Below are 17,391 nucleotides of genomic sequence, written 5' to 3' on the forward strand. Positions count from 1 at the left end.
AGGAACCTATGGCGCACGCAAGCTTTCAAGGACTGCGCGTCCTGTCGCTTGAGTCACGCCGCGCCACGGAAGTTGCCAAGCTCATCCGTACTTACGACGGCAACCCGATTGTTGTGCCTTCCATGCGGGAAGTGCCTGCATCGTCCAACAAGCAGGCTTTTGAATTTGCGGAACGGCTGATCCACCGCGACTTTGATCTTGTGGTCTTTCTTACCGGAGTTGGCGTCCGCACACTTTTGAACGTAGTGGAAACCAGATATGACCGGACAGCCTTTCTGGATGCGCTTCGTTCTGTGAAAGTCGCCAGCCGCGGCCCAAAGCCTTCCGGTGTCTTGAAAGAGCTGAAAATCCCGATTGCCGTCTCTGCTCCGGAACCATGCACCTGGCGCGAGGTCCTTTCCTCGCTGGACAATGCTTTCGGCGACGAGTTGAAACAGTTTCATGTGGCAGTGCAGGAATACGGCGCATCGAACCCGGAATTGCTTACCGGACTGACGGAACGAAGCAAAGAGGTCACCAAAGTGCCGGTCTATCAGTGGGCACTCCCGGAAGACCTGCAACCCCTGCGCGAATGCGTCCTGGGCATCGCCAATGGAAGCGTAGATGTAGCGCTCTTTATGACGGCCGTGCAGGTCATCCACTTGTTTCAGGTAGCTGAACAGATGAATTTTGTGGAAGACCTTCGACGTGGCCTGGAATCCATCGCCGTGATTTCCATTGGCCCTACCACATCGGAAGAGCTGCGGCATTATGGCATTGTTCCGGACTTTGAGCCGTCGCACCCCAAAATGGGCTTCCTTGTCAATGAAGCGGCGCAATACGCAGGACGCATCCTGGAGGAGAAACGCAGTCGCTCCACGTCAGCCTCAGCCGGGATCGAAATGGTCCGGCCTGTGCGCCGCATCGCGCCCTCCTCTCCAGCCATGGCTGGTTTTCGCGATGGACTGACGGCCTTTGATTTTCTGCATGAAATTTCAAGCCGCATCGCCTCTGCGGATGCCTTCCATGCCGTTCTGGACCGGATCGTAGACTTCGTCTCAAATGTCATCCCCTGCGATTCCTGCTTTATCTATGTGCTGGAACAGGACAAACTGGTGCTGCGCGCCTCAAAAAATCCGCATACTGACGTGGTTGACAGGCTGGATGTACGCCTGGGACAAGGGATTACTGGATGGGTAGCACAGCATCGCGAGCCGGTGGCCATTGCTTCCAATGCATCGCAGGACCCCCGCTTTCAGGTCTTTCAGAACCTTCCGGAAGACCATTTCGAAGCAATTCTTTGTGTACCGGTGCTGTGTGCCAGCAAGGTTGTGGGGGGTCATCACGCTTCAGCACCGCCAACCCTATCACCACACTTCGCAGGAAGTGCGTTTGCTCTCCATGCTCGGCTTTCTTGTAGGGGCCGAGATTGAGCGCGCGCGTCTGGAAAATGAAAACGAAGAACTCTCGGATCGACTGGAAACCCGCATCGCAGTAGACCGCGCCAAAGGAATTCTGCAACGGGACCTTGGCATTGGAGAAGAGGAAGCCTATCGGATGATGCAGCGGGAAAGCCGGCAGCGCCGCAAGTCTATGCGTGAAATTGCAGAGGCAATTCTTCTGAGCGAAGAATTCAGGAAAAGCCGGCCAGCTGCGGAAGAACGGCCAGCAAAGCAGCCTGCGGTGTGAAGACTGCATGGTTCCAGACGACCACGTCCGGCTTTATTCAGGTAAGTCTGCCTCTTTTTGTTGATTATCCCCGGTTTCTACACGCATGTCGTGAAAAATCTTTCGTAATTTTTCCTTCATATCTTTGTATTTTTTATATTCCTCCAGTTCATGATTTGCGGCCTGAATGTTGCCCTGCTGGCGATACAGCGTGTTCAAGCGGTAGTGCGCCACGTAGTCTGTAGGATCCAACTGAATGGCCCGTTCAAGCCATTGCTGTGCTTTGGCGCGATCATTCATCAGCAAAAGGGTTTTGGCCAGTTCTGTACATGCATCACTGCTGTTGGGCTGCAATGCGGCAGCACGCATCTCATGCTCATACGCGGCCTGGAGATCTCCGCGACGCGCTGCGATTTCACCCAGCATCAGCTCAGCACGTCCATCGTCTGGATTCACAGCGAGAGCAGCCTTGAACTCAGCTTCTGCTGCCTGTCGGTTGTTTTCCTCCTGAGAATTGAACAAAAGGTCTCCCAGTTCTGTATGCAGGCCGGGCAGCCTGGGGTCTATCTGAATTGCTTCACGATAGTTTGCAATGGCGGCAGTTTCCTCTCCGTGACGCGCCAGCTCACGTGCCATCACCTGATGCATCTCCGCGCTATGCGGTGCAGCCAGCGCAAGCGTGATCATGGCTTTGCCTGCCAGATCGGAATTAATTCGATAGCTCATGTAAAGCAGTGCGGGATCGGTCGGCTGGATTGCCAACAGGCTGGAAACTACTGCGGCCGCTTTCTCCAGGTCCCCACTCGCTGTGTCCTCATCAATCAGTACGCGACCCACTTCGTTTTTGAATTTGCTTTCATCCAGATGAGGAAAGGCCGCCTCAAGGTCGGCACGGCTATTGGCAGCATCGTTGACTCTGGCTTCTGCAAGCCCCAGCAGGGCCTGGATCTTCCACAATCCTGGTTGCAAGTGCACCGCGGAGCGCAGGTGGGGTACGGCGGCAGCGTAGTCTCCGCGAAAAAACAGCAGCACCCCCAGATTGCCCTGAGCATCGGCATTGTTAGGATCGAGAGAAAGGATGGCCTGAAATTCAGGGATGGCCAGATCTGGGCGCTTCTGCTCTAGATACGCGTGGGCCCTCCGGCTGTGGGCTTCAATTTTCTGTTGCGCAGTTGCACCGGATTGGGCAAAGGCCAGAGAGTACAACCACAACAGCCCAAATCCAAAAATAATGTTTTTTCTCATAACGCTGAGCGTACTCTTTTTTGAAAGAAAAAGAGACGGCCCAAGGCCGTCTCTGAAACAAGCATTGCATTCTGCTTAGAAGGTGAAGTGCGCGCTAAGCTGCATGTTGCGCCCACCCACGGTGGTTGAGCTGATCTGCTGCGAGAACAGATTTTCAGGATATGCCTGCCCCGCCCCCACATTCGGCAGATTGTTCTGTGGGACCCCGAAGCTGGGATGGTTGAATGCGTTCGTAGCGTCAGCACGGATCTGCAACTTGACCTGCTCCGTCATGGAGAATGTCTTGCCAAGGGAGAGATTGACGACGTTCAGCCCTGGTCCATAAAGGCTATTGCGACGCACGTTCCCCCATTGACCGGGTACTGGCTGCGAGAAGGCCGCAGGGTTATACCATTCCTGAATCGTGCGGTGACGAGGAATCGGACTGACTCCGGTTGCATTGGGATAGATGGAACCAGACAGAGCATAGTTTGGGCCGCTCGTTGTCACGGTAAATGGATTGCCCGTGGAAAGCACCATCGTGCCGCCAAGCTGCCACCCTCCAACCACTCCATCCAAGAGCCGATTATGGTTGAGATATGCCCTGCCGATACCAAATGGAAGCTCATAGACAGCGTATCCTTTGAAGGCATTCCGCACATCAAAATTCGAGCTTCCGTAATTGGCCGATGGATTGTAGGCATTCTGGTAAGGCTGGCTTCCAGCACGGCTTCCCCACCCAGATGAGTCCTGATCGTCCAGCATGTGCGACCAGACGTAGTTAAAGTTAAAGCTTAGTCCTGAAGTGAAGCGCTTCGTGATAGAAGCCTGCAGCGAGTTGTAGTTGGAGATGGCATTGTTCGTGCTTCCGTTGATGCTGCCATAAATTGGATAGGGCCGATCGGCGCTATCATTCGACGAGAACTTCGATTCCGGAACCTGATTAATATCTACCGGAAATGCGAGGTTCTGACCGTGGCTTGCAACATAGGCAATTTCTCCGACCATATTGGTGCCCAGCGAACGCTGGACCGCCAGTGTCCACTGATAGATTTTGGGCACTGGTGTGTGATAAGCGTTGTAATTCACATTTTGCCCATTACGCGCAGCCGGGTCCGTCGAGGCGGTGGTGTAAGGCAGGTTGGACCCGGTTCCACCAATCAGCACTACCGGAGTAATGCCATTGGTCTGGTCGGTGACACTGCCAGAAGAGCTAATAGCGTCACCCATACCGGCACCATATGTATCCAGGCTCCAGTTGTATGCATAGATTCCGAAGCCACCGCGGATCGTGGTATTCGGAACCGGGAGCCATGAGAAGCCCACCCGAGGCAGTACCGTATCATAAACATCCGCCTGTAGGGAGTGCCGGCCATGTGCTCCTGTAGTGCCATACCACATCGCGCCCGGGGTGTCCGTGGCAGGATTGATCACTTCCGGATCAAAATCTGCCATGTTGTTCTTTACCTCATTCCATCCATGTCGAATCTGATACCTCAAGCCCAGGTTCAGGGTAAGGTTAGGACGGACTTTGTAATCGTCCTGAATGAATACATGCGCATCCTTCAACCGACCGCCATACTCCGGTGAAACACTTGCGTTCCAGGATTGCGCATATCCCAGCAGAAAGTCCGCATAATTCAGGCCAGTAGAAGTATTGGGCTGGGCCACACCATTGGAATCCAGTGTCCACTGTTGCGTATATTGCCCAGAGAAATTCATGGTGCCTGCATTGGTATTGCCCCAGGCAGTAGAGTCATCGCGATAGATCAGTACCTCTCCACCGAAGTGAAGGATGTGCTTGCCGCGGATCATTGTCACGACATCTGAGGGGTCAAACACATGCTCTTTGTAGACGGCATTGGAACTCGGCTGGATCCACGCATAGGGATAAGGTGGCCCAAATTGGACAGCAGGAATCGTATCGGCCTTGGCAAACTGCCAGCCGAGCTTGGCCGGATAGCCTTTGCCCAGTGACAGATCTGCAAAAAAGTTTCCCTGCCAGGTATAGCCGAGGCGTGCCTCGTTGATGGTAGTCGAGCTAATGTTCCAGACGTCGGTAATCTGTGCGTTGTTGTTGTCCACGTCGCCGGACTGACATCCAATCGGACAGGCCGTCACAGAATTGGGATAGATGACCGGCGTGTCACTCTGGGTGTCTGACATGGTCAGGCGGTTATTCGGCGTAATGTCATAATCGAGACGACCAAAAAACTTCCTGTACGGCGTCGACTGCGGCAGGCTTGAGTAGAAGTTGTTCTGCAACAATCCAACAGAATTCAGGCTCCCGGCAACAAACTTTCCACCCGGAATGTGATTGGAAGGAGTGGGATAAAACTGCTGGAAGGCCGCTGCAACTTTATCGAACATGGCCTGCGGAATGGCATTCGATCCATATTCTTCAAGAAATGACTTGCGAATCGGGTAGGGATTTCCTTTTGCATCGTGCCCGATGGTTTGCGTCGTCGGATCGTAAATCAACGGCTGTCCAGAGAAGTCGCCCGCCATGACCTGCGTAGTGGGCACCGTGTTGAAGGAGTTGCTGGCCGATCCGTGGTCGACAATCTGATCGTAGTTAAAAAAGAAGAACATCCTGCGGCGAAGAATCGGACCGCCGATGGAACCGCCAAATTCGTTATAGCGAAGGAATGGCACTGTAACTTTATTTCCAAAGCCATAATTGGCAGCATTCAATGCATCATTCTGAAAATAGTCGTAGGCCGAACCGTGAAACTCGTTTGTGCCACCTTTGCTGATCTGGTTGAAGATGACACCACCGATTCCATACTGTGCGGAAAAGGTAGAGGTATTGACCTGAAGCTCAGAGACGGTCTCAAAGATTGCGGGGTTGGCATTCTGGCTGTGGGACAGGGTCGTGGAAGCCCCATCGGCGAGAATGTTGCTATAGGGTAGGTTGCCATTGATGGCTACTTCCTGGCCGGGATTGGACGCTCCCTGGGACCCACCTGGCGTTCCACTCGCGCCAGGAAGCAAAATTGTAAAGCTCTCCCAGCTTGTGCCTGCCGTTGCTGCCACCTGCGGCAACTGGGACATGGATTTGGCATCCAGCGTGGTGGATTGTTCGGCCGAGTCAGTGTTGAGCAATGGCACATCGGAATTTACTACGACCGATTGTGTGGCCGAACCGACCTTCATCTGGCCGTTGACGGTCATAAACCCTACCTGGACAGTAATAGGGCCTCGAATCAGCTCTTCAAAACCATCTTTTGAGAACGTGACTTTATAGTTGCCGGTAACGATGGACGATGTGTCATAAATGCCATCGTTGTTAGTGACAAACTCTTTTGAAACACCCGTGTCCACATTCAGGACCGTCACCTTTACACCGGGAATCACCGCACCAGAGGGGTCTGTAACCGTACCTCGAATGTCGCCGGAATTTGTGCTTTGCGCAGAAACCACGACGGCCGACAGAATACCTGCGGCGGCCAGGGTCCTGAAGACTGCTTTCCACATAAAAGCCTCCTGAAGCTCTTTCTGCTGTCTGTTTCGCGATGCCGTGTACATCGTGAGGCTTCATCCCAACAGACAAGCGTTTGTTTTCTTCTCGTTTGCAATCGCCTGGGAAGGGCCGATGATGATAAGAACAATTCCCAAACATACTTGTCAAGCAAATTCTTTTTCGTGTAGCTTTAGACAAACCTTTGTCTTACAGGAACAAGGAAACAAAAACCTTATGATTCAAAATACCGACCGGCGCACTTTTCTTAAGCTCTCGGCGATGGCGGCCGCATCCGCCATTTCTCCCTCGTTTGCCGAGGCCAACCGGGACATCCGGGCGTGGCGCACGACACAGGGGCAGCGGTGGCAGCCGGTCAAGGGACTGGCATGGACGCTGCCGGGCAGCATGTCCCCTATGGTCATTCGACTCGATCCGGCCCAAAAATATCAGCAGGTTCTGGGTTTCGGCGCAGCGCTCACAGATGCATCCTGCTATCTGCTGGAACAACTGGATGCGGAAAAACGCAGGGCCATTCTGGAGGAATGCTTCGGGCCCTCCGGGCTGCAGCTCTCTGTGGCCAGGACGACGATCGGATCCAGTGATTACTCGCTGTCTGCCTATAGTTATGACGATACCCCGCAGCCGGATCCCGAGCTGAAACATTTCAGCATTGAGCACGACCGGAAATATATTCTTCCGCTGCTGCGCGAGGTCCAGAAGATTAACCCCGAGACGTTCTACTTTTCTTCACCCTGGAGCCCTCCGGGCTGGATGAAGACGGGCGGATCTCTCCTGGGCGGATCCATGCGGAAACACTATTTCGATGCATATGCTCAATACTTTGTGAAATTCCTGGAGGGCTATGCTGCAGAAGGGGTAAAGATCAAGGCCATTACCGTGCAGAACGAAGTAGACACGGATCAGGACGGCCGGATGCCGCAGGCCCTATGGGGACAAGAATATGAGATGGATTTTGTAAAAGAGCATCTGGGACCGGCGCTGCAACGGGCCGGGCTGGATACGAAAATCTGGATCCTGGACCATAACTACAACCTCTGGGGCCGGGTCGTGGATGAACTTAGTGATCCGGAAGTTTATAGGTACGTCGATGGAGTTGCATGGCATGGATATTACGGCAACGCATCTGCAATGACGCGCGTTCATGACCTGTTTCCAGACAAAAATGCTTACTGGACTGAGGGAGGACCGGATTATAAAGACCCAGACTATGCGACAGACTGGACCAAGTGGTCCAAGACCTTCACCGAAATTCTACGTAACTGGGCACGCTGCATTGTAAGCTGGAACCTTGTCCTTGATGAAAATGGAAAACCGAACATCGGGCCCTTTGATTGTGGCGGAGTGATTACGGTGCACTCTGGTACGCATGAAGTCACCCGCAGCGGACAGTTCCTGGCTTTTGCGCATTACTCCAAAGTCATCCGTCGCGGCGCACGCATCTTCGCGTCCTGGGGAGATACAGAGGAGATTGCCCATGTAGCGGCTGAGAATCCGGACGGCAGTCGTGTATTGATACTGACCAATACAGGCAAAGAACAGCCTGTACAGATTGCGTTGAAAGAGCAAGCACTTTCGTTGACCCTTCCGCCCGATTCTGTCACTACGCTTGCGTGGTAAGACGACGCAGCTTTGCGGAGGATTTTGCTGCGTCGCGCGAGGGCCCTGTGGATTCCCGGACAATCAGCTGCGGCTTGACGGCGACCTCGGCAGGCGACGTTCTGCTCGAACTGAGTTTCTGGAGCAACAGTTGCGCAGAAAGGCGGCCCATTTCATGCAAAGGCTGGCAGATGGTGGTGAGGCTAGGCGTTTGAAAAGCGGCCTGTGGAATGTCGTCAAATCCAATAACGGAAATGTCCTCGGGGACACGAAGTTGAGCATCATGCAGAGCACGGATGGCACCGATGGCAGCCATGTCATTGAAGCAGACAATGGCGGTAAAACGGCGATGGTGCGCCAGAAGCTGCTGCACCACGGGATAACCCAGCTCAGGAGAAGTGAGATCTTCCGTTAACTGGATCGTCATTTCCTGCCGAATGGCAATCCCCAGATCACGGGCCGCCTTTACAATTCCCTGCCAGCGCACCTCTGAATCCGAACTGTACGGCTGCCCGCGCATGAAGGCAATGCTGCGGTGTCCGAGATCATACAAATGGCGCATGGTCAGTTCAGCGGCCCTGTTGTGGTCCAGGACCACGTTTGTAACGTTCGGGATCCTGCGATGTCCGGCGACGGCCACAGCAGGAACCGCAAGCTTGTGGTCCAAGTGCGTGTCAATGGCGATGATGCCCTCGGCCCCCCGGCTGATTAGCATCCGAGGATACTGTTCGATAAGGTCAGGACGGTGCCGATGATGGGCAATAAAGTAAAAATAGTCCTCTTCGAGCAGGTGGTCGCCGATGCCGCTCATAACTTCCGTGTGATATCCGTCGGCGAGGACCGGGACCAGGATGCCAATCGTCATCGTGCGACGGTTGCGTAAGGAGCGCGCTACAAAGCTTGGCTGATAGTTGAATTTTTTTGCCGCAGCCCGAATGCGCTCGCGGGTCGCTTCTGGAATCGACCGTCCGGGAACATTGTTGAGAACAACCGAAACCGTGGCGGGGTCAAGTTTTAGGTAAGCAGCAAGAACCTTTAGGGTGACTGGTTCCCCGGCCTTGCCGGTATCACGGTGTTTGCCCATAGTATCTGCAACCTCCAATGTACATCAGCAGGAGGCGTACCGGAGCAAATTCATGGTGGAGAAATCGCTGAATATGCAGGATATGGCGCGCCCAGAAAGGGACGATTTCCGAAATCTTCGGACGGTCAAACGCCGAGTAGCTAATCGCAGTATCTGGGTCGCCATACGGCCAGCATCATATACTCAGCCCACTGCCGCATCTCATTGTCCTCGACAACTGTGAACTGTACAACGCAGTTGGTGCGAATCCACGACTTTGCCTCACTGAGGCTTACACACACACCGTTGCGGACAAGTTGATAACGGAGATTACCTTTCTGATTTCCCTGAAAGTGGTTTTGGTAAATGCGCTGGCGAAGACCCCCGGCGGCAGTTTTTGTGCACCCAGCCCTAAGTACTTCTCCTGGTGCTGCAGCTTTTTCGTAGATAGCATATATGCCGGGCTTATTCGGCAAACGTCCACGCAACTGCTCATCAAAAGGAACAGGGATGCTCTTCAAGAGCTGATCCAGAATCGACATGAGTTCCGCGGTGCGCACAGTCTTCCAATCAGAACATCCAGAATTATTGTTGTGCCAATTCATATCATTCTTCCTACTCTTCCGTATCCACGGTGAATCCAAACTTCTCCAGGATTCGGTAAGCGTCTTGAGATGTTATTGCAATCTTTGGTAGACCAGTTACAGTAGCAATTAACTGCCGGATTGGGTATCGCTTGCCGTTCACAACCGTTGAGTACTTCTGGATGCGCTCCGGCTCCATCGCCTTAGCTGCCTTCACAAAGTCTTCCCGTTCCTTCTCGAAGGGTTTACCTCGCAGCGTAAATCGGATTTTAGTGGGCATTTTGACCTCCTGTTTTATCATAATACATCACATCATCATTTACCACAACATATTTCTATGTCCAGCTGCTTGACCAAGAAGCCCCTTTCAGAATCAGATTGCGAGAGGGACCCTATTTCGGGATTTGTAAAACCAGTAGGGCTACCATAGCGGTTAGCCATCCGGAGACGAAAGTGAAGGGACTGAAACTTGCAAATAAGCTCCTCGGATGCCTCTTTTTCATCGGGGCACTGTTCGGCTTTTGCTTGCTGCCGATTCAGGGTCAAGAGTCCGGGACAGCCTCAGCTCCGAAGAAGAACGATCTCATAGATGCGATTTACGTGGGCTACCTTCCCATGCGAAACGTTATGGCGAAGGATATGTGGGAGAACCTGAAAGAGGGTGTTCGACAACTTGAGGATCAGGACCCGAATAACCAGAAAGTCCAGATGTTGGCTCTGCTCATTGAAGGCGAAATTGCAAGAACTAACAAAGAATTCGATCTTGCCCATAACGAATTTCTGCAGGCAACCAATCTGACTCCAAACGATTCCCTGCCATTCTTGGGGCTTGCGGAAACGGCACTAGATCAGGGGCAGACTCACCAGGCAGCCATAATGCTTTTCGTAGCTGAAAGCCAGGTCTCCAAGTCCGTACCAACCGAATTTCAGCACTTTTGCTATACCCGCATTGGAGAGCTGTATGAAAGAGCCGGAAAGTATTCGGACGCAGTCAAAGCCTATGAATTGGCCGTGGCAAAGAAGCCAAATTGGGGGCAGGGCCAGAGGACGTTGGCCCAAATCTATCTCACTTTGAATGAACCGGACAAGGCCCTCGATCACGCTCAGAAGGCTGTGGCCCTGGAGCCGAAGGAACCATTAGGTTATTTCATCTTGGGGGGGGCGCAAAGCCGCTTGGATCGGAAAAATCTGGCTCTGGACGCCTTGCGTAAGGCAGTGGAACTCGATCCCGGAAATCCTTTGTTCCATTATAGGCTGGGCCTTGAGTACGAAATCCAGGGCAACAAGATCCTTGCGTTGCGTTCATACCTGACTGCGAAAAATCTGATGGGGTACGGAAGCTACCCTACAGACTTGGTTCAAGACTTGGACGAAGGAATAGCACGCCTGCAGAAGTGATGCTTAAGCTAACTTAGTGCGCTTCAAAGTCATCCATTTAAGCTCGGAACTGTAGACTTAACTCTCCTCATGCTTAATGGTCGGCCGGTTCACAAGATTGGCCGTAAATATCCAGACAGATTTTGCCGGGGAAATCCCTCTGTATTAGTGAGGGAGCACTTTCTGTGTGCCCCGGTTTAGCGCGAAGGCAGTCAGTGATCGAGGTACGAAAGAAACGGACTGAAGTGCACTTCAGTACCGGGCTTCAGACGCGACCTTAGACGTCTCTTGAAAAAGCCGAACTCTCCATCCCGTATATAGGAAGCCGCTTGATCTGGTCTCTGCCCAAGCAAGAATGCGAAATGGCGCGCCCAGAAGGATTCGAACCTCCGACCTACTGATTCGTAGTCAGTCGCTCTATCCAACTGAGCTATGGGCGCGCATTGGGTAGAAATGAACTTCTTTCAAGATATCAAGTTCGCTGGAAAGTCGCAACTAAGGGCCTGTGGACTTTCCTCAGACGGCACCATAGCCAATACAGACAGGCCCGTGATAAAACTTTTCCATCCATGAACAAGCGCGATTTCCTGAGGACATCAGGCATACTCATCAGTGGAGCTACTTTGAGCCGCTATCTCTCATCGGAACAGGTTTCTGGCGCACGCACCAACTGGGCCGGCAATTATTCATACAGCACAAAGAACCTGTACGAACCCACATCCGTAGAAGAAGTCGGGCAGATAGTCCAGCGCTGCGAAAAAATCCGGGTCCTGGGATCGAGACATTCTTTTAACGCCATTGCAGACAGCACAGAAAACCAAATTTCCCTTTCGCACCTGGAATCCATGAAGGTGGACAAGGCCGCGCGCACAGTAACGGTAGAGGGAGGCGTACGCTATGGAAAGCTTGCTCCCTTTCTAGATGCCCAGGGATTCGCCGTCCATAACCTGGCTTCGCTGCCGCATATCACCGTTCCTGGAGCATGTGCCACGGCAACACATGGCTCAGGCATCCACAATGGCAATCTCGCTACGGCTGTTTCCGGCATGGAGATCATCACGGCCCATGGAAAGCTTGTCTCGCTTTCCCGCGCCAAGGATAGCGACATGTTTGAGGGGGCCGTTGTTTCACTTGGCGGTCTCGGTGTTGTTTCCAGAATGACCCTAGATCTGGTGCCTCAATTTCAGATGCGGCAAGTGGTGTATGAGGGCCTCTCCTTCAATCAGCTCAAAGAAAATCTCGACGCCATCTTCGCAAGCGGCTACAGCGTTAGCCTCTTCACCGACTGGCAGGGCCACCGTGCGACCCAGGTATGGATCAAGCAGCGGATGGAGCCAGACACATCATCCACCCTTCCGCTGGAGTTCTATGGCGCGAAGCTGGCCACGCACAAACTGCATCCCATTGCTGGACACGACGCCACACCCTGCACAGAGCAAATGGGCATTCCCGGTCCTTGGTATGAAAGACTGCCCCACTTTCGCATGAACTTTACTCCGAGCAGCGGGGCCGAGCTGCAGTCAGAGTATTTTGTACCTCGCGAACACGGTTATGAGGCCATACTGGCAGTGGAAAAGCTCCGCGACCAGATTACTCCCCATCTCTTTGTAACGGAACTGCGCACGGTAGCGGCAGATCATTTGTGGATGAGTATGGCCTACCGGCGGGATTCACTGGCCATTCACTTTACCTGGAAGCCGGAATGGCCAGCCGTCAAACGGATTCTTGCCTTGATTGAGCAAGAGTTGAAGCCGTTTGATCCGCGCCCGCACTGGGGAAAGCTCTTCACCATGAATCCAGCAGAATTGCAGGCAAAATACGAGAAGCTGTCCGAGTTCAAGTCGCTGCTAAAACAATACGACCCAGATGGAAAGTTTCAGAACGCTTTTCTGCGCACCAATCTCTACAGCAGCTGATTCGGGGCTTCCCCACACTGAAAGATGTGGGGAATTTCCTAGCGCGGAGCGGGCGTGACAGAGTCGGCCAGGGCGTAGGCCAGTACCGCCATGACGGCGGCGTTTTCATTGAGCTCCGTAGGGACAACTTTGTCAAAGGTATCTGCCGAAGTGTGGTGGTAATTGAAATAAAAGCGGCTGTCCTGGTTCGGAGCAAACTGCGGAACTCCTTTCAAAAATGAGACGTCCTCTCCTGCATCCTCGCTCATTTTTACCGTCGTTGCTCCGACAGGAACCAACGCATGCGCAACCGGACCAAGCCACTCTTCCAACTGTGGATTGCCTGCTGCGATGATGCCGATGGGATGCCCTGCACCCAGGTCCGATTCGATTGCGCCCACATGATTTTTGAATTCACTGGCGTGTTCCTCAGCGTAGGTCTCAGCACCGGAACCTCCCTGCTCTTCGTCCATCCATGCAACAAAGCGCACGGTACGGCGAGGATGGATGCCGAGCTTTTGCAGCAGATGAATGGTCTGCATAGAGACGACGATGCCTGCCCCATCGTCAATGGCCCCGGTTGCCAGGTCCCAGGAGTCCAGGTGCCCGGACACAATGACCACCTGCTCCGGGTGCTCACTTCCCTTCCAGTCAGCAATCACGTTGTAGCTTTGCACGCGGGGCAGCGTCTGCGGGGTCAATGTGAGGTGCATTCGCACGGCCCCTTGGCTGGTGAGGTCTTTCAACAAATCGGCATCCTCGGCTGTCACCGCCGCTGCGGGAATTTTGGGCAACCCTTCGGCATACATGGTGGCCCCTGTATGGGGCAGCCGGTAATCGGCGTTTCCTACAGACCGTACCAGAACAGCAACGGCTCCAAGCGAGGCTGCAACCGCAGGACCCGCTCCGCGATAAACTACGGCCTGCCCGTAGGCGGACAATCCATCGCCCTGGGCAGCCAGGCGCTTGTCAAATTTTTCGTTAAGCAGAAGGATTTTGCCTCTGACCGCGCCTGCAGGCAGCTTTTTGAGGTCCTCAAAAGAGTCCGCAACAACCACCTCGGCCGTTAATCCATCCGCTGGGGTGGCAACACTGCCGCCCAAAGCAGTCAGCACAATCTTCTGGACAGTGCCCTCTGCCATTCCTGGCCAGGAGACCAGCTCGGCCGTTTCAGCGCCGCGCACCCAGTGGGGCACCAAGGTCTTTTCCAAATGGACCTCGGCGCCAAGAGCCCGCATCTGATCGGCCACATATTCCACGGCCTTTTGTGCCTGCGGGGAGCCGCTCAGCCTTGGACCGATGTTGTCCGTCAGGTGCCTCAGTTGATTCAGTGCATAGGGGTCCTGCATGGCAGCATCTCTAAGTTTTTCCATCGTAGCGACCTGCTCAGCGGTCCAGGCTCCCGTAGACGTGTTCATCAGGCGCTGCAATCTTTCCTGAATAGAGGGGCCCTGCGCCAAGCAAGAAAGCGTGGTACACGACAGGACCGAAAAGAACCAAAGCATCTGTTTTCTAGGCATAGGCGCATCGTACCACGGTCCATCTTGCATTCTCATCCCACTGCAGGGCCAGGACCGACATGAATCGGCAACAGTTTGCATCTTCTGATACCTCAAGGAAAAGTTCAGCCGGGGTCCCACTCGTCCTGCACAACTACAAACGGTATGCTCTGAATCATGAGTCCGGCCACAACGACCAGTAAACGAAAAAAAAAGAAAACTTCAGCAACATGGAGTGTTTGGTGGCCCTTGCTGCTTGGAGTCCTGATTACTCCGTTCGCCGTGCGCGCTGCTGGCGTATTGGCGCTCGCCGGCCCGGCTGCGCTGCGTACGCTGTATCCTTACGTGCAGCTCGTACAAAGCCCTGTTCTAGGATTTTCCGGTGAGCTTGCCAGTGTGCTCTCCCAGGCGATGATGTATCTGCAGTTCCCGCTCTACGGTCTCTTGTTCTCGCTGCTGCTGCGAAGAAAAGGCTTCGGGACGGCGCTGCTGACCACGGCCATCATTCATTTTGGCGCAGTAGCCATTGCGGTCAGCCTGGCGCATCTCTGATGGGTCACCTCACTGCTGAAGCCATCCTTCATAGGGATAAAGCAGCAGGAAGAGGATCATGGCCAGCGCCATGAGATCCATGTAGACAAGAAGAAGTACGCGGCCATGATAGAGACTCCAGCGAAGACGCAGGCAGCGGAGCGTATCAAATGTGCCATAGAGGGCCATCGCTGCCGGAAGCAGCAGAAACATCGAAGGGCGAGGGTTAGGAAATCCTGAGATCAGAAATGACAAAACCAGGCCTCCCAGGACTAGAATGGTTCCGCGCAAGGATGAACGCGCCCGAAGATTGAAGATTGCCGGAGGCATTCTGAAAGCAACCGTTATGATTACTCTACCGAATTCTGGAGGCCCTTTGGACATCAGAGCACGCGAGCTAGAAAAACGTGAGCGTATCGTCAAAAGGGTCGCGCTCGAACTCCGTGATGGCTATTACGTCAATCTGGGCATTGGTATGCCGACTCTGGTAGCAAACCACGTTCCTGCTGGCATTGAGGTGGTCCTGCAATCAGAGAACGGAATGCTGGGTGTCGGCCCGTATCCGCTGGAAGGACAGGAGGATCCGGACCTCATCAATGCGGGCAAAGAAACGGTCACCGAGCTGCCGGGGACCTCTTATTTCTCAAGCGCCGATTCGTTCGCCATGATTCGCGGCGGACACATTGATCTGAGCATTTTGGGCGCAATGGAAGTCGACGAAGAAGGCAATCTTGCAAACTGGATGATTCCCGGCAAAATGGTGAAAGGCATGGGCGGAGCCATGGACCTGGTGGCAAGCGCACGGCGCGTGATTGTCGCAATGGAACATACAACCCGCGATGGACGTCCGAAAATTCTCAGGCGGTGCACCCTCCCCATGACTGGCCTGAAGGTTGTGCATACGATTGCGACGGAAATGGCCTGGATCCAGGTCACGAAAGACGGACTCTTGCTGGAAGAAATTGCCCCCGGACTGACAGTTGCTGACGTACAGGCTGCTACAGGACCGGTCCTGAAAATCAGTCCGGACCTGAAGGAAATGCCTGTTTAGCGCACAGGCAAGCAGGCTTTCCTACGAACAAGCGGAAGATGGTCACTCCTTGAAATTTTCATGTGCCCGTAGACCCTTGCTCTTGCCACATGGGCTAAAATGATGAATGTTAATCCAGCGTGGTGAAGGAGTTCACCCTTAACCGCTGTCCTACCTGACTTCAGGCCGGACAGATGATGACTCCTGACAGGAGACCCTGTCGTGGAGTTGTTCTCGCCCGGCAAGGCCTCCCTGAAAATATTTAGGATTTGCCCTCTGGATGGTTTCCGTCCGGGCAAACAAACACTACAGGAAGATGCCATTGCAAAAATATCTCTTGATCGCACTCGGTGGCGCACTCGGATCGCTGGCCCGCTATTGGGTCGGAGTGAGCGTCACAGACAGGATGGGGTCCAGGTTCCCTTATGGCACATTTGTCATCAACATCACTGCCTGTTTCATCATTGGCTTTTCTCTTACCTTTCTGGGCAGGCGCGTGGACATGGCCCCGGCGTGGAGGTTTCTGGTGCCCATCGGATTTGTTGGCGCTTACAGTACCTTCTCAACGTTTGAGTGGGAGACATTTGTCAATTTGCAGGCGGGAGCATTTTGGATTGCCGCTCTTTACGTGGGGCTGAGCTGCCTGCTGGGTCTGGCCGGCGTATGGTTCGGAGTGCTGGCCGCAAAAGCGATCTCTTGATCATGGAGGAAACAATGCTGTCCGCAGGAAAAGCAATCAAGGTTTCGATTTATTTGAGTGAAGGGTCTACCCATCACGGAAGCTCCGCATACTCCAGCATTCTGGACTATCTGTTTTTTCATGGAATTTCAGGGGCCACGGTGCTCAAGGGTGTTGCTGGATTCGGAGCTGACCATCATCTGCATTCGGCCGGTACGGTTGAGATATCCGATAAACTTCCGGTCAAGATTGAATTCATCGAAACAGAGGAAAATGTCCACCAACTTCTTCCGCGACTGCAGGAAATGGCAGGGAGCGGAATAATCGAGTTACAAGAAACCACGGTGATCAAGCCAGCCGGACCTTCCAGACAGCAGAAATCTCCAAAACCAGAACATGTAAAGATTGAGGGCAAAGCGAAGCTCATGCAGATCTTTATTGGAGAGAGCGACCGTTGGCAGGGCAAACCGCTGCATGAAGCTCTGGTGCAGGCCATGCGCGCTTATGATCTGGCCGGAGCTTCTGTCTACCGGGGCATTCTTGGATATGGCGCTCACCGGCGCGTCCACAAAGAAAAGCCCTTTCACCTTTCGCACGATGCCTCCATTCTGATTACAGCTGTGGACAGTGAAGAAAAGCTGAGGTCTTTTCTACCGGTCGTAGACCAGATGGTACAGGAAGGCCTGGTTACATTGTCGGATGCAGACATCATCAAATACGCACATCGGACGGAAGAGTCTTGATTATGGAGCATAGAAACAGCAAAGAAGCGGAACTCAGAC

Annotated in this window: 16 protein-coding genes, 1 tRNA gene and 1 riboswitch; of the genes, 9 read left to right on the plus strand and 8 right to left on the minus strand. The window is 53.6% G+C overall.

All coding sequences use genetic code 11. The features are described from left to right. Positions 1-8 precede the first annotated feature (8 nt). Both N655_RS20035 and N655_RS20985 read left to right on the plus strand, forming a co-directional pair. On the plus strand, positions 9-1,412 hold the full coding sequence (locus tag N655_RS20035) for a uroporphyrinogen-III synthase (RefSeq protein WP_238324800.1): 1,404 nt from the start codon (positions 9-11) through the stop codon (positions 1,410-1,412). Next, positions 1,381-1,668 (plus strand): ANTAR domain-containing response regulator, encoded by a 288-nt coding sequence (locus N655_RS20985; RefSeq protein WP_238324801.1) that lies wholly within the window; start codon positions 1,381-1,383, stop codon positions 1,666-1,668. Before N655_RS20035 ends, N655_RS20985 begins: the two co-directional genes overlap by 32 nt. Positions 1,669-1,701: 33 nt before the next feature. On the opposite strand, the gene N655_RS0116155 is transcribed toward N655_RS20985, so the two are convergent. Together N655_RS0116155 and N655_RS0116160 are read right to left on the minus strand one after the other, a co-directional pair. After that, complete coding sequence (locus N655_RS0116155) at positions 1,702-2,892, minus strand: tetratricopeptide repeat protein (RefSeq protein ID WP_026443815.1); 1,191 nt, start codon at positions 2,890-2,892, stop codon at positions 1,702-1,704. Between the two features lie 75 nt (positions 2,893-2,967). Next, positions 2,968-6,348, minus strand: a complete 3,381-nt coding sequence (locus tag N655_RS0116160) for a TonB-dependent receptor (RefSeq protein ID WP_026443816.1) — start codon at positions 6,346-6,348, stop codon at positions 2,968-2,970. 220 nt (positions 6,349-6,568) lie between these two features. On the opposite strand from N655_RS0116160, the gene N655_RS0116165 reads away from it, so the two are divergent. Beyond that, complete coding sequence (locus N655_RS0116165; protein ID WP_044934917.1) at positions 6,569-7,972, plus strand: glycoside hydrolase family 30 protein; 1,404 nt, start codon at positions 6,569-6,571, stop codon at positions 7,970-7,972. Here the strand turns inward: N655_RS0116165 and N655_RS0116170 are convergent. From N655_RS0116170 to N655_RS0116180, 3 genes are all read right to left on the minus strand, one after another. Continuing rightward, complete coding sequence (locus N655_RS0116170; RefSeq protein WP_026443818.1) at positions 7,956-9,035, minus strand: LacI family DNA-binding transcriptional regulator; 1,080 nt, start codon at positions 9,033-9,035, stop codon at positions 7,956-7,958. The genes N655_RS0116165 and N655_RS0116170 overlap by 17 nt on opposite strands. Positions 9,036-9,175: 140 nt before the next feature. Next, the gene (locus tag N655_RS0116175) at positions 9,176-9,619 is read right to left on the minus strand and encodes a hypothetical protein (protein ID WP_026443819.1); all 444 of its coding nucleotides are present in this window, start codon (positions 9,617-9,619) and stop codon (positions 9,176-9,178) included. Between the two features lie 10 nt (positions 9,620-9,629). Then, the gene (locus N655_RS0116180; protein ID WP_155987631.1) at positions 9,630-9,878 is read right to left on the minus strand and encodes a hypothetical protein; all 249 of its coding nucleotides are present in this window, start codon (positions 9,876-9,878) and stop codon (positions 9,630-9,632) included. A 173-nt stretch (positions 9,879-10,051) separates the two neighbouring features. Between N655_RS0116180 and N655_RS0116185 the strand changes: the two genes are divergently transcribed. Further along, a complete protein-coding gene (locus N655_RS0116185) occupies positions 10,052-10,996 on the plus strand; it encodes a tetratricopeptide repeat protein (protein ID WP_155987632.1) in 945 nt (314 codons plus the stop codon). Positions 10,997-11,338: 342 nt separating this feature from the next. Here N655_RS0116185 and N655_RS0116190 read toward each other — a convergent pair. Further along, positions 11,339-11,415 (minus strand) — tRNA-Arg (locus N655_RS0116190). 129 nt (positions 11,416-11,544) lie between these two features. On the opposite strand from N655_RS0116190, the gene N655_RS0116195 reads away from it, so the two are divergent. Then, positions 11,545-12,891, plus strand: a complete 1,347-nt coding sequence (locus N655_RS0116195; protein ID WP_026443822.1) for a D-arabinono-1,4-lactone oxidase — start codon at positions 11,545-11,547, stop codon at positions 12,889-12,891. A 38-nt stretch (positions 12,892-12,929) separates the two neighbouring features. Here the strand turns inward: N655_RS0116195 and N655_RS19515 are convergent, their stop codons facing one another. After that, positions 12,930-14,288, minus strand: coding sequence for a M20/M25/M40 family metallo-hydrolase (locus N655_RS19515; protein WP_044936192.1), 1,359 nt, complete (start codon positions 14,286-14,288; stop codon positions 12,930-12,932). A gap of 330 nt (positions 14,289-14,618) precedes the next feature. On the opposite strand from N655_RS19515, the gene N655_RS0116205 reads away from it, so the two are divergent. Further along, positions 14,619-14,921, plus strand: a complete 303-nt coding sequence (locus tag N655_RS0116205; protein WP_026443823.1) for a hypothetical protein — start codon at positions 14,619-14,621, stop codon at positions 14,919-14,921. 9 nt (positions 14,922-14,930) lie between these two features. On the opposite strand, the gene N655_RS0116210 is transcribed toward N655_RS0116205, so the two are convergent. Then, entirely contained in the window at positions 14,931-15,155 is a 225-nt protein-coding gene (locus N655_RS0116210) for a permease (RefSeq protein WP_238324803.1), read from the minus strand. A gap of 91 nt (positions 15,156-15,246) precedes the next feature. On the opposite strand from N655_RS0116210, the gene N655_RS0116215 reads away from it, so the two are divergent. The 3 genes from N655_RS0116215 (at position 15,247) to N655_RS20805 (ending at position 17,352) form a co-directional block, all read left to right on the plus strand. Further along, a complete protein-coding gene (locus N655_RS0116215) occupies positions 15,247-15,951 on the plus strand; it encodes a CoA transferase subunit B (RefSeq protein ID WP_044936195.1) in 705 nt (234 codons plus the stop codon). Between the two features lie 112 nt (positions 15,952-16,063). Beyond that, positions 16,064-16,144, plus strand: a riboswitch (Fluoride riboswitch). Positions 16,145-16,252: 108 nt separating this feature from the next. Further along, complete coding sequence (gene crcB, locus N655_RS0116220) at positions 16,253-16,630, plus strand: fluoride efflux transporter CrcB (RefSeq protein WP_026443826.1); 378 nt, start codon at positions 16,253-16,255, stop codon at positions 16,628-16,630. Between the two features lie 14 nt (positions 16,631-16,644). Continuing rightward, on the plus strand, positions 16,645-17,352 hold the full coding sequence (locus N655_RS20805) for a DUF190 domain-containing protein (RefSeq protein WP_202900348.1): 708 nt from the start codon (positions 16,645-16,647) through the stop codon (positions 17,350-17,352). Positions 17,353-17,391: the final 39 nt, after the last annotated feature.

It is taken from the genome of Pseudacidobacterium ailaaui (assembly GCF_000688455.1).
Taxonomy (GTDB): Bacteria; Acidobacteriota; Terriglobia; order Terriglobales; family Acidobacteriaceae; genus Pseudacidobacterium; species Pseudacidobacterium ailaaui.

Bases quoted from the DNA above. Each gene is read 5' to 3' on its own strand.
- N655_RS0116155 (WP_026443815.1), bottom strand. From the start codon at position 2,892: ATGAGAAAAAACATTATTTTTGGATTTGGGCTGTTGTGGTTGTACTCT.
- N655_RS0116160 (WP_026443816.1), bottom strand. From the start codon at position 6,348: ATGTGGAAAGCAGTCTTCAGGACCCTGGCCGCCGCAGGTATTCTGTCG.
- N655_RS0116170 (WP_026443818.1), bottom strand. From the start codon at position 9,035: ATGGGCAAACACCGTGATACCGGCAAGGCCGGGGAACCAGTCACCCTA.
- N655_RS0116175 (WP_026443819.1), bottom strand. From the start codon at position 9,619: ATGAATTGGCACAACAATAATTCTGGATGTTCTGATTGGAAGACTGTG.
- N655_RS20985 (WP_238324801.1), top strand. From the start codon at position 1,381: ATGCTCGGCTTTCTTGTAGGGGCCGAGATTGAGCGCGCGCGTCTGGAA.
- N655_RS0116215 (WP_044936195.1), top strand. From the start codon at position 15,247: ATGATTACTCTACCGAATTCTGGAGGCCCTTTGGACATCAGAGCACGC.
- N655_RS0116165 (WP_044934917.1), top strand. From the start codon at position 6,569: ATGATTCAAAATACCGACCGGCGCACTTTTCTTAAGCTCTCGGCGATG.
- N655_RS0116195 (WP_026443822.1), top strand. From the start codon at position 11,545: ATGAACAAGCGCGATTTCCTGAGGACATCAGGCATACTCATCAGTGGA.
- N655_RS20805 (WP_202900348.1), top strand. From the start codon at position 16,645: ATGCTGTCCGCAGGAAAAGCAATCAAGGTTTCGATTTATTTGAGTGAA.
- N655_RS20035 (WP_238324800.1), top strand. From the start codon at position 9: ATGGCGCACGCAAGCTTTCAAGGACTGCGCGTCCTGTCGCTTGAGTCA.
- N655_RS0116180 (WP_155987631.1), bottom strand. From the start codon at position 9,878: ATGCCCACTAAAATCCGATTTACGCTGCGAGGTAAACCCTTCGAGAAG.
- N655_RS19515 (WP_044936192.1), bottom strand. From the start codon at position 14,288: ATGAACACGTCTACGGGAGCCTGGACCGCTGAGCAGGTCGCTACGATG.